The following is a 14,955-nucleotide window of genomic DNA, read 5'->3' on the forward strand; positions in this document are numbered from 1 at the left end:
CACAGGGCACAGGGCACAGGGCACAGGGCAGTTGGGGTGTGGGCGACTGGGGGTGCTTACTTACAGCGTCTGCTGCTGTGATGGAGCACAGAGGTAATGCTTGCTCGGGTAAGTGGCGGGGTCTGACCGCTCTCGCTAGTTTGCGAAGCAGCCCCTAAGAACCTCCCTAAACTATGTGCTCGTTTAGGGCGGGTGTATGCAGAGCGCTTAGTTAGTGCACGGTCAGGTTATCAAAACGGTGCAAAAATTTATGCTCGCGTAGGTAGAGCAGTGCGCCTGCGCTTAAAATAGTAACGCCTGCCACAGCAATGCCACCAGAAATGCTGTGGCTAGAAACCAGCGTGCCAATAACTGCGCCCACAAACAAGCTGCCAATAGCAGCCAGCCTACGCCATGTGCCGGGGTTGCGGCCCCCAGCAAACGGGCTGTTATGGGCTAACCCATGCAGGAGCATGGTAGCGGCAGGCAGGCTCATATCTGCTACTTTGGCGTGCCGTGTGGCAGAGGTTTGCATGCCCATGGCAAAGGCCAGTAAACCCAAGGTTATAAAAGTGCGCCCCGGTGGGTTGGCGGCCCAAACAAGGGCGGTTAAGCCCACCAGCAAACCAACCCGAAACAAAATATCGCCCACGGCGTAGCGTACTGTGCGGTCGCGCCGGGTTAGGCGGCCACCGGTAAGCGCACCCAACAAGTAAAAGCCAATTGCCTCAAACCCTGAAAGCACAATGGTTTCAGAGGTGGCAATATGCACGGCCATAAGCAGCACGGTTGCGGTCATGTAGCCCGCAAAAATTTTAAGATGCAGCAACGAAATAGCGTCGAGCATGCCCATGGCCATGGTCACCAAAATAATGGCGGCCACTAGTCTGGGGTCATGTCCTGCGCGGGCGTTCATGGGGGCTCCATTGCTTTTTAAGAGTAAACGAAAAACGGAAGGGGTGGTCTCTTATCATTTTCTGACACGTTTGTGTGAGTTTTGCGGCAAAGCGCCTATGCGCCAGACGCAAAGAGCATTTGGAATATTGCTACACGGAGTGTCTTAGTGGGGCTATTTCAACACTGTAGAGTTGAGGGCGGGTTAGGTGTTCTACAGCTGTAGAGGCAAGCAAGAGGCGGTTTTAAAAAGTTAGATTGGAGGCATTGCTCTCTGTTTTTACGGTTGCAAGCGGTCGCTTTAAAGCCACAAGAATGCTGTGTTCAGGCAAAGAGGCATTCTTGCTAGGTTCAAAAAAACATTTCAAACCTCGCAAAATAGTTTTTGAAATAGCCTCTTACAACCATAAGGCTGCTGCATTGGGGTAAAGGGCAGCACGCTCAGGCCCCAAAAATAAAGCGGCATACTTCAAGCATTGTGAGCGCATTAAAAAAGGGGCCGCGTTGTGCTGCCCCTCTATGTGCAAGAGCTACTAAGAAAGAGGTCACTCTGGTTTCAAATGGCAAGAAGCCAGAGTGGTGCAGTAAACTTTGCAAAATAGGCGTTAGAGTATGGTGCTTATGCCAGTGTCATTAGGCTGGCATTACCACCTGCGGCTGTGGTGTTAATGCTGACAGACTGCTCCTCTAACACACATTCAGCCGGGGGTAGGCTGTCGCCTGTTACCCAAGCAGAGGCAATGGGGTAGTTACCAGCGGCCAGCGCCTTGCGGGCGCAGGCAAAGGCTTCGTCGTCGCGTTCGCTTAGCACAATGGCGCAGGGTTTTTCGGTTGCGCTGTGTACCAGCACAACTTTGCGCTGCACGGTGGCGGGTAGGCGGCTATACCAGCCCCCCAAAGAGTCATGAGCTAGAACAAGCGCTGTATTGCCGCCAGAAAGTACTAATGAAATCTGGTCATACAACCCTGCTTTTGTGGCTGGAATACACAGAATATTACCCCGTGGTGCCAGTTTATACAGGTTTGTCTCCCCCACTGGGCCGGGCAGGGTGCAGGTGCCACCAACAAGTGGTGTACGGGTTAACGCTACGGCTGTTTGTACGTTTGCACTTTCACCTTGCCCGCGTAGCCAGTCTGTCCAAATGGTCATGGCTTCTGGTACGCTGCCTTCAACCAATGGGGCCACGGCTGGGGCTTGGGCCAGCAGGCGGCGCATAATAAGCGGGCCACCAGCTTTTGGGCCAGTGCCAGATAAACCGCGCCCACCAAAGGGCTGCACGCCTACAACAGCACCAATGGTGTTGCGGTTAACATACAGGTTCCCTGCCTCAATGTGGGACAGCACATGCTGCACAGTGCTTTCAATGCGGGTGTGCAGGCCAAAGGTTAGGCCGTAGCCAGTGGCGTTAATGTCTGCCAAGAGCTGGTTTAAGTTTTTACGCTCATAACGCAGCACATGCAGCACAGGGCCAAACACCTCAGCCCCCATTTCCCGCACAGAGCTAACTTCAATCAGGGTGGGGGGTACAAAGCTGCCATTAGCGCAGGTTTCTGGCACAGGTAGCGCATAAACAGCCGCCTTTTTAGCGCGGAAGGTGTCTATGTGTTTCGCAATACCCTCAGCTGCTTCTGCGGTAATAACTGGCCCCACATCGGTAGAGAGCTGGGCTGGGTTGCCAAGTTTTAGCTCACGCATGGCACCGCGCAGCATGGTTAGCACACGGTCTGCGCAGTCTTCTTGCACGCATAGCAGGCGTAGGGCAGAGCACCGTTGGCCTGCGCTATCAAAAGCAGAGGCCACAACATCGGCCACCACCTGTTCTGCTAGGGCAGAGGAATCCACAATCATGGCGTTTTGGCCGCCAGTTTCGGCAATAAAGGGTACTGGCTGGCCGGTATGCGTGCGGCGGGTTTCAAGCTGGCGGTTAATGAGTTGTGCCACCATGGTAGAACCAGTGAACATAACGCCAGATACGCGCTCATCACCAACCAGAGCGGCCCCAATGTCGCCTTCACCCGTTAAGAGTTGCAGGGCGGCCTCTGGCACGCCTGCGTCGTGCAGCAGGGTTACGGCAAGGGCTGCAATAAGGGGTGTTTCTTCAGCCGGTTTGGCAAGCACCACGTTGCCAGCTGCCAAGGCTGCGGCAATTTGGCCGGTAAAAATGGCCAGCGGGAAGTTCCATGGGCTGATGCACACAACCGTACCCAGCGGCGTATGCGTGCTGTTGGTATAGTCACGCCGTGCTATGGCCCCGTAATAGCGCAGAAAGTCTACGGCCTCTCGCACTTCGGCAATACCATTGGGGAGAGATTTACCAGCTTCGCGGGAGAGGAGTGTCAGCAGTTCATCCTGCCGGGCTTCAAGCAGGTCTGCGGCTTTTTCCAAAATGGCGGCCCGCTGGGCGGGTTCGGTTTTGGCCCAGTCAGCCTTTGCTTTTTCTGCGGCACTTACGGCTTTTGTAACCAGAGCCGGGGTGGCAAGCACAACTGTGCCCACGTTATCGGCCCGGTCTGCCGGGTTGGTAACAGGCTGCGCTTTGCCTGAGGGTTTTTGCCCGGCTACCAGTGGGGTTGCTGTCCAGCTTTTTGGGGCTTTTTCAATGCCTGCGGCAAGGTTAGACAGCACGCGGTCATCTGCTAGGTCTGTGCCAGCTGAATTGCGTCGCTCTGGAGAAAACAGGTCTGCTGGTTTACGAATTTCTGTATGTGGGCCGCCGTAAGGGGTAAAGCCACGGGCTACGTCTAGCGGGTCTTCTACCAGTGCAGAAACAGGAATGGCTTCATCCCCGATCTGGTTCACGAAAGAGGAGTTTGCACCGTTTTCAAGCAGGCGGCGTACAAGGTAAGCCAGCAAGGTTTCGTGCGTGCCAACGGGTGCGTAAATACGGGCTGGGCGGCCAAGTTTGGCGGCACCAACAACTTGTTTGTAAAGGGGTTCGCCCATGCCGTGCAGGCATTGGAACTCGTAAGACCCAACCTCAAATTTTTCACCGGCCAGAGTGTAAATGCTGGCCAGTGTACGGGCGTTATGGGTTGCAAACTGCGGAAAAATAACATCACGCGCGGCAAGCAGTTTACGCGCACAGGCAAGGTAGCTGATGTCTGTATGGCATTTGCGGGTATAAACCGGGAAGTCAGACAAGCCTTCAATTTGTGCTTTTTTAATTTCGCTGTCCCAGTAGGCGCCTTTAACAAGGCGTACCATAAGGCGGCGGTTGCTGCGGCGCGCGAGGTCAATAATATAGTCCAGCACATAGGGGCAGCGTTTGCCGTAAGCCTGCACCACAAAGCCAATACCATTCCAGCCTTCTAGGCCGGGGGTGTGGCAGAGTTCTTCTAACAAATCGAGCGATAGGTCGAGGCGTTCGGTTTCTTCGGCATCAATATTAATGCCAATATCGTACCCGCGTGCCAGCAGGGTTAGCTCCTGCACTACAGCCAGCAGTTCGGTCATAACGCGGTCGCGCTGTGCCCGTACATAGCGGGGGTGAAGTGCTGAGAGTTTTATGGAAATACCGGGGCGGTCATATACATTTTTGCCAGTAGCACTGCGGCCAATGGCATGAATGGCGTTAATATAGTCTTGGCGGTAACGCTCGGCATCTTGCGCGGTAAAGGCGGCTTCGCCCAGCATGTCGTAGGAATAGGCAAAGCCAATCTCTTCTAGCTTGGCGCTGTTTTTACGTGCCTGCTCAATGGTTTCGCCCAGCACAAACTGCTCGCCCATCATACGCATGGCGGCATCGACTGCTTTACGAATAACCGGCTTGCTGCTGCGGCCTACAAATTCGAGCAGGGTTGCTGTCAGGTTTTTCTCGTCGCGCTCGGCTACAAGGCCGCCGGTTAGGGCAAGGCCCCATGCGGCAGCATTGGCAAATAAGGGCCGGTCGCGTGAGACATGGGCCAGCCAGTCTCCATCACCAATTTTGTCTTGAATAAGAGCGTCTCGTGTGGCGGTGTCTGGAATACGCAAAAGCGCTTCAGCAAGGCACATCAGGGCCACACCTTCGGCTGAGGAGAGCGAGAACTCCTGCACCAGCGTTTCAACCAAGCCCGGCTTACGGTCTGCCCGGAGTGCTTCTGTTAGGCGGGTAGCAAGGGCAGTTGTTGCGCTGCTTTCGCTTGCGCTCAGGGTTGCTGCCGGGGTGAGGGCGTTGACGCACTCGGCCTCAGGTTGCCGGAAAGCCTCAATAATAGCTTGGCGTAAAGCAGAACGAGACGAAAACGCAGGGGCGAATGTGTCACGAAGCGACATAGGCTTTTCTTCCGGCATGAGTGGTGGTGCGGCATGCCCTGAGGCCTTTTAGGGGTGGTCAGGAAGTTTTGCCGACATAACGATTTTTCGTCCTTGGCATGATAATATATGATTATCAAGATCATATATTATCTGCGCAGGCAGCCGTTTATGCAGGGGGTATTGCCCTGTTTTTTTGCACAGGCGCAGGGCAAGGGTATGAAATTGAAAATAAAGGAAAAAGACAGTGCTCTGCTTAAAATAAGAGCAGAGCCTGATTGCCTTTAAGGCATTTTAAAAATGATAAAATTTTCCAGGTTGGCGGGGCTAGGCGTTATTTTCCAACGCGCTGCTTTTGCTTTTGGCGAAAAATTTCAAGAGAGATTTCAGCCGCGTCCAGAATATGCAGCCGAGTCAGTTTGGCTGCTAAAGGGGCATCTTTAGCGCGGCAAGCGTTAAGAATAGCCAGATGCTCACAATCTGTCGTGGTTTTACGCCCTTCTATACGTAAGTGCCCACGAATATAGCGGTCTAGGCGCACATGGAGGTCGTCTATCATTTCGAGCAGGCGGGGTTTGTCTGCTGCTGCGTAAATAGCGTTATGAAAGGCCCGATTAAGCGCGCCAGATTTAACAGGGCCGTTGGGACCACTTACGCCTTCTACAAAGGCTTCGTAGGCGTCTTCTATGCGGGCTAAGTGTACGCGGTTCATGTTTTGCACGGCGTAACCGGCGGCTTGTTCTTCTAACAAGGCGCGAATTTGTGAATATTCGAGCACGTCTGATTCTTCCATGCCCATAACGGTGGCACCCTTATTGGGTAAAAAAGCCACCAACCCTTCAGCCTCAAGGTGTTTTAGGGCCTCGCGCACGGGTATAATGCTAACACCAAACCCTGCTGCAAGCTCAGATTGGGGCAGGGGCTGCCCGGGGGCCAGCATGTCTTCCAAAATGGCGCTGCGTAGGGCTAGGCAAATGGTTTCAGATGCTGTGCCGTGGCCTGCAAACTCCGTTTCATGAAAAAGGCGTGCAGGCAACATAGGGGCAACGGGCTCCAGTTCGTTTCGGATTCGTGTCGTTTGGTTATCATAGAGAGCAGTTGCGGCCCATGCCAAGGGGCAGTTGTACGCAGGGTGCTTAAGCAGCCATGGTGGCAAAGTGGTAGCGGGCGTGCCCGCCAAGCGTAAAAAGGCCGGTCACTATCGCGTGAGGGAGCTGTGTTTTAACGCGGTAGAGGGGCGTAGAGTTTTGGGGGTGCCCAATGCACCACTGTACATTGCAAGGGGCATACAGGCCTGTACCTTAAGAGAGGTAAAGCGCATGCCTGCCTGAAAGGCCTTAACACAGAAAACGCTTATGCCATCAAAACGTTTTGAGCGGCGCCCCGTTATAAAAAGCGGTGTGGCCAAGGGTGTTTGGCTTTATAATAAGGGGCCGTAGGGGGGCAATGTGCGCGCTTGTTATGACAAAACAGGGTGCCAAAACTGGCCTATAAAAGAAAAAAGTGAGTGTTATCTGGGGGCTGCCATGCTCAGCATGCGCGGTGGGCTGGCTTGATCTTTGCGTATTTTGCGGGGCAGTTTGGCGCAATATTCCGCGAGGGAGATTCTGAATGAAACTATTTTCTGTCCGTGCTCTGTCAGCACTTGCTGTTACAACTATGCTGGCGGCTGCGCCTGTTTTTGCTCATGCGGCTGATACCCCGGCCCCGGTTTCCAAAGGGGGAGAGCAGGCAGAAGCTGGTGCAAAAACCGCTATCCTGAGCAACACAGATTTGTCTGGCTATGTGGGGAGCGTTAACCCCATTGAAGTTGGCGGTCTGCTGAACTTCTGCACCGAAGGCAACTACGTGCCAGACTATGATGATGCCTTTAAAGTGTTGCAGGCCTATAACAAAAAGACCAATGCCGTGCCTGATGGGCAAGAAGGCAACATGTACTACGCACGTGGTACAGCAGGCCAGTTGCAGGTAAATGGTCAGACATATTCTATCGCAACGTCTAGCGTTTCTGTGCGCCAGAAAACCTGCCAAGCTGTTTTGGCACGCGCCAAGGCTGCTCTTTAAGCAGTATACCAAACCAAACAGATTAGCCCCCTTGCCAAGCGCTAAGGGGGTGGTTTTTGGTCAGGTCGGTCTCTTTGGGGCCGGCCTTTTGGTGTTATAATAAACAACTTTTAATATGTTGAAGTGTCGTAACGTGCCTTTCCATTGTGGCGCTAATGTGACAAAGCCGTTGCGTGCCCTGCGTGTAAGATGTCGGGGTTATGTAACAGGAAAGGTGGGACAGCGTGCCAGAAGCGTTTGTAGCCCCCGGTCAGGCAGCAAAGCCAACCGGACAATATTGTGACATGGTGCTTAAAGCACAGCAGGAGCCTGAGGCTTTCTGGCTACAACAAGCGCAACGTCTTACGTGGCAAACTTTCCCGCAAGCTGCCTCCCGCTCAGATTTTACGGGCGATGTGGTTATAGATTGGTACGCCGGTGGCGTGCTGAATGCCTCTGAAAGCTGCCTTGATAGGCACCTGCAAACCCAGCCAGATAAAACAGCCCTGATTTGGGAAGGCCAGGACGAAGGCCAGCGCGAGGTGCTGTCTTACCGCGTACTACACGAGCGGGTATGCCGCTTGGCTAATGTTATGCGCAGGCTTGGCGTTAAAAAGGGTGACTGTGTGGCCATTCATCTGCCCATGGTGGCAGAGGGTGTTATTGCCATGCTGGCCTGCGCCCGTATTGGCGCTATTCATGTGGTGTTGTTTGGTGGTTTCTCGCCCGAAGGCTTGGCTGAGCGTTTGAGCGATAGTGGTGCTGTATTGGTACTAACTGCCGACGTGGCCCGCCGTGGTGAAAAGCGTATTCCGAGCAAAGAAACCATGGATGCCGCTTTGCAACGCTGTGCAGACGCCAGCCGGGTTAAGCATGTGTTGGTGGTGCCCGTTACTGGGGCAGATGTACCCATGCAGGCCGAGCGAGATCTTAACTACGCGCACGAAGTCGCGCAGGAGCTCCCCACTTGCCCAGCCGAGCCTATGCAGGCGCAAGACCCGCTCTTTTTGCTTTATACCTCGGGCAGCACGGGGCGGCCCAAAGGGCTGGTGCATGGTACGGGCGGTTACATGGTATGGGCCAGCTTTACCCACGCCGTCGTGTTTGACCATAAACCGACCGATATTTTTTGGTGTACGGCCGACATAAGCTGGATTACGGGGCACACCTATGTGGTGTATGGCCCACTGGCTAATGGTGGCACTATTATGGTGTATGAAGGCCTACCGTCTTGGCCGCAGCCGGGCCGCTGGTGGGACGTGATAGACCGTAACGGCGTGACCGTTTTTTACACCTCGCCCACGGTAGTGCGTGCCGCCATGCGTGAAGATGAGGCCGTGGTGCGCAGCCGCTCGCTTGAGAGCCTGCGTATTTTGGGCACGGTGGGTGAGCCAATTAGCCCAGAAGCCTGGCACTGGTTCCATGATGAGGTGGGCAAAGGCCGTTGCGCCGTGGTGGACACATGGTGGCAAACCGAAACCGGTGGGGTTATGATTACCGCTGCGGCCAATAGTGTGGTGCCGCGCGCCGGTGCAGCCTCTTTGCCTTTGCCGGGTGTTGAAGCCACGTTGCTGGATACACAAAGTGCGGTAGTGCAAGGGGCTGGAGAGGGCTTGTTGTGCATGGCGCGCTCATGGCCGGGCCAAGCGCAAAGCATTTGGCAAGACCATGCGCGGTTTAAACAAACTTACTTTACCACTTGCCCCGGTTATTACTTTACAGGCGATGGTGCGCGGCGCGAGGCTGATGGCTATTACTGGATTACTGGCCGCGTTGATGATGTGGTGAATGTCTCTGGCCACCGCATTGGCACCGCAGAAATTGAAGATGCCATAGCCACCGACCACGAAGTTGTAGAAAGTGCTGCCGTTGGCATACCCCACGACCTAAAAGGGCAGGGGCTCGTCGTGTTTGTGGTGCCGCGTGAGCAAGGGGTGTTTCACCCAGATGCCGTAAACCGTGCCGTAGCGGCCGGGGTGGGGCGTTATGCCGTGCCAGAAAAAATTTACGTTGTGAGCGATTTGCCCAAAACACGCTCCGGCAAAATAGTACGCCGCCTGTTGCGTAAAATTGCTGCTCATGATCTGGACGGCTTGGGTGATCTCTCAACCCTTGCAGACCCAGATATTGTAGATGAGCTTATTGCGCTGGTTAAAGCGCAAGCCTAGTTTTTAGCTCGTTACAGAAAAAGGGGCACCCTAATAAGGTGCCCCTTTTTTATGTGTGGCATGGTCTTAAACAAGGCGTTTAAGACTGTGTTGCCCCTTTAGTTTGCAGCTGGTGCAGCCACAGGGCTAAGCTGTGCCCGTACCTCACCATGGGGGTGGGCTGCGGTGCCAAGGCTTACATAGAGCTTACCGTCACGGAAGTCCTGAATCTGGTCTGCACTCAGTGTAACAGTACCAGAGAGTGGGGTGGTGAAGGGGCCATTAAGAGGCAGGCCGTGTGCTGCCGGGTCGCTGAGAGATTTTGCAGAAAGCAGTTCTGCCCCAACAACCGGGCCGCTCAGGTTATTCCATGTAATGGTGTAACTTAGGGCATTATTGCGCGTTTCAAGTGTTGCACGTGCCCCGCCTGTTGCCTGTGCGGCGACAGCCTTTTGTGGAGCAAAATGCCCCTCAGCCGAAATTGTCTCTGCATGAGAAAGGGCAGGTGCAAAAGCTAGTGCACCAGTAAGTAGAGCCGCACTTAAAGTAATTTTTTGTTTTGAAAACATGAAAACCTCCTGAAATAGAGAGTATAGTTTGTCTACGCTGTTCCAAACGTGCTCTCTGTTAAGAGGTTCCTTATTATTTTTATCACACACTTGTTTGTTCGTGCTTATGAAGTGTTGGGTGCCAAGAGTGAACACACTCGCTTATGCGGGTGTTAGCTAAGGGTTTCTTGGCCTATATAAGCAAAGCGCGGGGTGCCATTAACCTCTTCTTGCCACATGGCAAGGGGGCGTACCCAGTAGCTGCCCAAGGCTTCGCTTTTGTAGGTGACAAGCCATTCTTCGGTTTCGCTGTGGCGCCCAACACAGAGAACGGTATACAGTCCGCCTTTATAATGGCGGTACAGGCCGGGGCGTGGGTGCTCTGGCATGGCGGTATCGGATGTATTTTGAAGGTGAGATGTCATGGGTATTAAGTTTTCCATAGCTTGCGTGGGGCTTTCAACCTTCAACCGGTCTTTTATGCTGGGTGCTGTATTTTCTGGCCTAGCTCTGGCTGGGGGTGTTGGCGCGCCCGCACAGGCAAAAAGCACAAAAGTGCCGCTCACTCAAAATGCAGACCCGGTTATTATGACCAACCAGCCCGGCAGCGCGTTAGAGGCCGAAGCCCGTAAACTCAATAGTGATGATATGGCCGCCGCCGCCCGCCACCACGAAACCCCTTTGCTGCTTATAGGCTCTGCCCCTCTGTCTGATGAGGGTAAGAACATAGCTTTATTTGTGCAAGTGCAGGCCGCCAGCCTGTGTGGCTCTGCTGGCTGCTCAACCGATGTCTATTTAAAAGACGCAAAAGGTTGGACAAAAATTCTGGACGCTGTCAGCGGGCCTATTAGCCTGCTGCCCACCAAGCACGAAGGCCTGCGTGATATTTTGGTTGATACGTCTGACCGCTGGGTTTGGAAAAATGGTGCGTATCAAGACACGCTGGCAGCAACCGACCTGCCGGGGTTTAAAACATCTATTAAAAAACATCAGGCTGAAATGCGCCAAGAAAGGTTGCATACTGGGCAGTAAGCAACCCACTCAAATACGGAAGAGCCCATGCACAGCAATACGCCCCCTTCTTTACCAGCAGAGAGTTTGAAGCGCACAGCAGTAAAAACGGTGGCAACTGTTGCCCTTACGGTTTTGCTTATTGTCTTAATGCGGGGGGGCTTAACGGCCTTACCATGGTTAGACCACGTAACCGGCGGGCAGGTTGGTAAGTCTGTCTTGCAGTTTTTAGCTGTTGATGGCGTAGCGCAAAAGCAGCAATGGGTGGCTATTGCGCTTATGCTGGTGTGTTTTGTGGTGGCCGTTGGTAGTGTAAAACTAGCGGAGCGCCTGTTGCGGCGCTCCTGAAAAAAGCCGCGTGCGTAGTGGCCGGGCTTTTTGCTAGTCTGCTGGTTGGTGCCAGAAAAATGTAAGCTCGTGTTTATTTTGTGCCAAATGGGCTAAGTGGCCACCGGGTATGGCTTCAAACGCCGCTACGGTTTCGTGGTCTGTCTCGCCTTGAAATTTCACTGTCAAGACAAGGTGTTTTGTGCGCCCAGAGTTTACCCAGCGTGTAGCAAGGGCGAGCAGGCGTTTGGGGTAGGCAATAATATCTGAAAAAACCCAGTCAGCTTCTGGTAGAGTCTCTGGCTCAAGCCCAAACGCGCTGCCTTGGTGAAACTGCACGGTAGGCATTGCCGCCACTTTTGGGTCTAGCGGTGCACGGTCTACCGCAGTGACGGTGCTGCCAAGTTTGGCTATAGCCCATGTCCAGCCACCGGGGGTTGCCCCTAGGTCTAGGCATTGCTCACCGGGTTGGGGCCAATAGCCAAGGCGGGTGCAGGCTTCCCATAGTTTTAAATAAGCGCGTGAAGGCGGGCCTATGCGGTCTTCTACAAATTCTGGTGTGCCGTTTACAAACGGGCTGGATTTTGTGGCAGAAAATAACAGCGTGCCCGCGTCTAGTAATGTCCATGCCCCCAAAGGGCTGCTTGGCGGCACGGTGGGGAACACAAGAGGCGCTGCTTTAACGGGGGGCAGGCGTTCTTGAATAAGGCTTGCGCGCCTAAAGCAGTCTACTGCGTAGAGGCTCCAGTTGCGTTGAATGGCCCGCAATGTTTCTGCCGCGTGGCGAATGGAGGTAATCTCTACCACCTCTGGCTGGTGCCAGATATCGAGCGCCCAAGGGCAATAAACACTGTCTTGGCTGGAAAGTGCCAAGCGCCCATGCCAACGCTCAATGGTAATGCCGCGCCGGTTTAGGTCTTGCTCCATAACGCTTTCAAGCCCTTCTGGGGCAAGCCATGCGCTTTTAAAAGAAAGAGTGCTCATGCGCGTTTGGCCCAACTTGCAGCTAAGACACACCAAGACACAATAAGCAGGCTCCCACCGGTGGGGGCAATATGGGCTGCATGTTGGCCAGTAAAGGCTGTGTAATAGACACCGCCGCAAAAAAGGAGCGTGCCCAGCAACAGGCCGCACCCACCCGCCGCTAAAAGCCGGGTGGGGCGTTGGGTTAGGGTAAGGCCAAGCACGACAAGAGCCAGAGCATGCCACATTTGCACTTCCATGGCGTTATGGGCCATGGCGCGGCCGCCTTGTGCAAAGCGGGTATCGGGCAAGTGTGCGGTAAGAGCGCCCATAATTGTGCCACTGGCAGCCAGTAAGGCTCCGCAGATGCGCCACAAACGGGGGATAAAGCAGGTGTTGAGGGTCATGGCCCTTGTATAAACGGAACCTTTCTCTTGCGGAAATAGAAAACGGTTACATATGCGGGCAAGACGCAGCCCCAAGCACAAAAAGGCAAGCAAGTATGAGTATAAGAATAGACCGCGTTGTAACCCGTGGGGGCGATACCGGCCAAACATCGCTAGGGGATGGCAGCCGCGTTTTTAAACATAGTGCCCGGATTGAAGCCATAGGCGCATTAGATGAACTAAACGCAACAGTTGGCTTGCTGCGTGCCCATTGTATGGATGATGCACGGGTGAGTGCAGTACTTATGACCCTACAAAACCTGTTGTTTGATATGGGGGCAGATATATGCCAGCCAGAACCAACCCGGCGTGAAGGGGCCATGCATGTTGTACAGGAGCATGTGCTTTGGCTTGAGGAACGCATAGAAAGCCTGCAAAGCGCACAACTTCCTTTAACCAGTTTTGTGCTGCCCGGCGGTAGCTTGCAAGCTGCATGGGCGCATAAAGCCAGAACACAAACCCGGGCGACAGAGCGGCGCTTTGTAGAGTTGGCACAAACAGAACAGATCAATCCTGTTTTGTTGAAAATACTTAACAGGCTTTCAGATTATTTTTTTGTATTAAGTCGCTATTTTAATAATAACGGGCAGGCAGATGTGCTGTGGGTGCCCGGTAAAAATAGAAAATAAAAGGCATTTCTAGCGTTTTTAAAACCCGCACGCCCACCCAGCCCCGAGCCTTTGTGGGGGCTGGATTGCCTTTTTTATGAGGAAAAGGCGCTTTTCTGCGGGTATAGACGGTTGGAAAGTATAAAAGGGTATGCTAGAACACTAAGCGGAATAGAACACATGTGCCGCGTATGTTGTATTTCACTTAAATTTCACAATCTTATGACATGTTAAGGTTCCCATTTTCACTGCCCGCGGGCAGAATTAGGCGGTCTGTCAATAATTTAGGTTTTCTCCCTGCTTTGTGCTGGGGGTGCCAGTTGCAGGCCAAGCCGGGAATACTTGCTGTATCAGGAAAGTATAAACCAGAGTGACTTCCGAGTTCATGAAGACACCATCCTTTTTTTCAACACCAGTGGCTGAAAAAAGTCAGGACGAAGCATTCGAAGAAGCGTCTTTGCGGAATGCGTTAGAACGTATGGGAGCATCGGGAGGGCGTGCGCGGCCGCAGCAGTCAGCCTCCCGCCCGGCTTCTGACCCAATGCAGGGTAAACGCCGCCGCTTTGTAAAAGATGGTGATGTGCAGGTTGAAAAACATTCTTTAGCCCGCACCACGCCGCGTACACTGGCTGTACCAAAAACCTTTAGCACATCACGCGCTGTTCATTTTTCTGATGAAGAAAATGGAGAGGTTTCTAAAATTCGTAGGCAGTTGGCAGATGAAAAACTGCATGCCGAAGACGTTGAGCGCCAGCTTGAAGCTTTACAGCAAACCTGCAAAAGCATGGAAACCAGGCAGGTACATGCAGACCTGATGGTGCGTGAGCTTAAAGCGAAACTGCTTGAGCGTGACGCTGAATTAAGCGAGCAGGCCCGTGCACTGCGTAGTGTACAGCGTGAGTTGGCACAAAAAGAAGAAGAAGCGCAGGAACTGCTTAAAAAGCTGGAAGCCAAACCGCGTGGCCGCCCGCGTATTCGGCCCCTTGAAGAACCAAAAGACATTGAATTGGTTGAAGTGGAAGACCTAGAAGACGGTGAGCCGCAGCCCGTAAAATGGTGGAAAGACTAATCAACTCTCTGTAGGGTTGTGCAGATGAAAAATACGCCTGTAACACCCGCTTTGGTTTTTTTGGTTGTGAATGCCGCGGTGGGGGTAGCCTTTGTGCTGCTGCCACCGCTGGTCATTAGTTTTCTTTTATTACTGAAAGATATTTTCAGCGTTCTGGTGCTGCCCTTTACCTTTTTGTTTGGTTTGGCTGGCTGGTCGTCAGATATGTCTTCTCTCGACAGTGTTATGGGCGGCATGACCCCTAACGTTTTGCGCCATCCGTTTCAGGCTGCCTTTGCAGCACTGTGCATTGGTGTTGGTGGGCTGTGCTCTGTGTTGGCTGCGGCAACGCCAGATGCTGCACAGGTAGAGCGCCGTTTGGCTCCTGTTTTCACCCTTGGGGCTATGGTGCTGGGCGGGGTAGATCTCACTCTTATTTTGTTGCCCTGTTTAGGGATACAGCTTTACACGCTCAAACGCCCGGAAATGGATTTTTTTTCTCGGAATAAGTAAATTTTTAAAAGCTGCATATTATAGTCTGCGTAAATAAAAGCTGCCTCACGACACAGTTTTGAAAGCAGCTTGATGCGGGCTATTTGCAGAAGATTATTTTGCAAAAAATCTATTTTTTATAAAATTTCTGTATCACAAAATATTATTTAAAATACCCTAATACCCTAATACCCTAATACCCTAATACCCTAATA

The 14,955-nt window shown here is 53.1% G+C and carries 14 protein-coding genes; 7 read left to right on the forward strand and 7 right to left on the reverse strand.

Translation table 11 applies throughout. The annotated features are described in order from the left end of the window. Positions 1-211: 211 nt before the first annotated feature. The 3 genes from Abor_RS09240 to Abor_RS09250 all read right to left on the reverse strand — a co-directional run bounded on the left by Abor_RS09240 (position 212) and on the right by Abor_RS09250 (position 6,146). Entirely contained in the window at positions 212-895 is a 684-nt protein-coding gene (locus Abor_RS09240; protein WP_048841594.1) for a YoaK family protein, read from the reverse strand. A gap of 597 nt (positions 896-1,492) precedes the next feature. Further along, a complete protein-coding gene (gene putA / locus Abor_RS09245; RefSeq protein ID WP_048841604.1) occupies positions 1,493-5,128 on the reverse strand; it encodes a bifunctional proline dehydrogenase/L-glutamate gamma-semialdehyde dehydrogenase PutA in 3,636 nt (1,211 codons plus the stop codon). Positions 5,129-5,441: 313 nt separating this feature from the next. Beyond that, positions 5,442-6,146 carry a GntR family transcriptional regulator gene (locus tag Abor_RS09250; protein ID WP_048841595.1) on the reverse strand — a complete coding sequence of 235 codons (705 nt, stop codon included), beginning with the start codon at positions 6,144-6,146 and terminating at the stop codon, positions 5,442-5,444. A 572-nt stretch (positions 6,147-6,718) separates the two neighbouring features. Between Abor_RS09250 and Abor_RS09255 the strand changes: the two genes are divergently transcribed. Both Abor_RS09255 and acs read left to right on the forward strand, forming a co-directional pair. Further along, positions 6,719-7,171, forward strand: coding sequence for a hypothetical protein (locus tag Abor_RS09255; RefSeq protein ID WP_048841597.1), 453 nt, complete (start codon positions 6,719-6,721; stop codon positions 7,169-7,171). A 224-nt stretch (positions 7,172-7,395) separates the two neighbouring features. Further along, complete coding sequence (gene acs / locus Abor_RS09260; protein ID WP_052946413.1) at positions 7,396-9,318, forward strand: acetate--CoA ligase; 1,923 nt, start codon at positions 7,396-7,398, stop codon at positions 9,316-9,318. Between the two features lie 98 nt (positions 9,319-9,416). Here the strand turns inward: acs and Abor_RS09265 are convergent, their stop codons facing one another. Together Abor_RS09265 and Abor_RS09270 are read right to left on the reverse strand one after the other, a co-directional pair. Then, the gene (locus Abor_RS09265; RefSeq protein ID WP_048841598.1) at positions 9,417-9,866 is read right to left on the reverse strand and encodes a CHRD domain-containing protein; all 450 of its coding nucleotides are present in this window, start codon (positions 9,864-9,866) and stop codon (positions 9,417-9,419) included. 152 nt (positions 9,867-10,018) lie between these two features. Beyond that, complete coding sequence (locus Abor_RS09270) at positions 10,019-10,270, reverse strand: DUF1653 domain-containing protein (RefSeq protein ID WP_197719562.1); 252 nt, start codon at positions 10,268-10,270, stop codon at positions 10,019-10,021. On the opposite strand from Abor_RS09270, the gene Abor_RS09275 reads away from it, so the two are divergent. Both Abor_RS09275 and Abor_RS09280 read left to right on the forward strand, forming a co-directional pair. Beyond that, positions 10,269-10,877 carry a hypothetical protein gene (locus Abor_RS09275; RefSeq protein ID WP_048841599.1) on the forward strand — a complete coding sequence of 203 codons (609 nt, stop codon included), beginning with the start codon at positions 10,269-10,271 and terminating at the stop codon, positions 10,875-10,877. The genes Abor_RS09270 and Abor_RS09275 overlap by 2 nt on opposite strands. 27 nt (positions 10,878-10,904) lie before the next feature. After that, positions 10,905-11,204: a hypothetical protein gene (locus tag Abor_RS09280; RefSeq protein WP_048841600.1), complete on the forward strand. Its 300-nt coding sequence runs from the start codon at positions 10,905-10,907 to the stop codon at positions 11,202-11,204. A gap of 33 nt (positions 11,205-11,237) precedes the next feature. Here the strand turns inward: Abor_RS09280 and Abor_RS09285 are convergent, their stop codons facing one another. Together Abor_RS09285 and Abor_RS09290 are read right to left on the reverse strand one after the other, a co-directional pair. Then, positions 11,238-12,167, reverse strand: a complete 930-nt coding sequence (locus tag Abor_RS09285; RefSeq protein WP_048841601.1) for an SAM-dependent methyltransferase — start codon at positions 12,165-12,167, stop codon at positions 11,238-11,240. Then, on the reverse strand, positions 12,164-12,553 hold the full coding sequence (locus Abor_RS09290; protein ID WP_084594474.1) for a DUF423 domain-containing protein: 390 nt from the start codon (positions 12,551-12,553) through the stop codon (positions 12,164-12,166). The genes Abor_RS09285 and Abor_RS09290 overlap by 4 nt, the downstream gene beginning before the upstream one ends. Before the next feature lie 95 nt (positions 12,554-12,648). Here Abor_RS09290 and Abor_RS09295 point away from each other — a divergent pair, with 95 nt between their 5' ends. The 3 genes from Abor_RS09295 to Abor_RS09305 all read left to right on the forward strand — a co-directional run bounded on the left by Abor_RS09295 (position 12,649) and on the right by Abor_RS09305 (position 14,761). Then, positions 12,649-13,221, forward strand: coding sequence for a cob(I)yrinic acid a,c-diamide adenosyltransferase (locus Abor_RS09295; RefSeq protein WP_048841608.1), 573 nt, complete (start codon positions 12,649-12,651; stop codon positions 13,219-13,221). Between the two features lie 364 nt (positions 13,222-13,585). Continuing rightward, the gene (locus Abor_RS09300) at positions 13,586-14,269 is read left to right on the forward strand and encodes a hypothetical protein (protein WP_048841602.1); all 684 of its coding nucleotides are present in this window, start codon (positions 13,586-13,588) and stop codon (positions 14,267-14,269) included. A 24-nt stretch (positions 14,270-14,293) separates the two neighbouring features. Then, positions 14,294-14,761 carry a hypothetical protein gene (locus Abor_RS09305; RefSeq protein ID WP_048841603.1) on the forward strand — a complete coding sequence of 156 codons (468 nt, stop codon included), beginning with the start codon at positions 14,294-14,296 and terminating at the stop codon, positions 14,759-14,761. The last annotated feature ends 194 nt before the right edge of the window (positions 14,762-14,955 follow it).

This window comes from Acetobacter orientalis (assembly GCF_000963965.1).
Lineage (GTDB): Bacteria > Pseudomonadota > Alphaproteobacteria > Acetobacterales > Acetobacteraceae > Acetobacter > Acetobacter orientalis.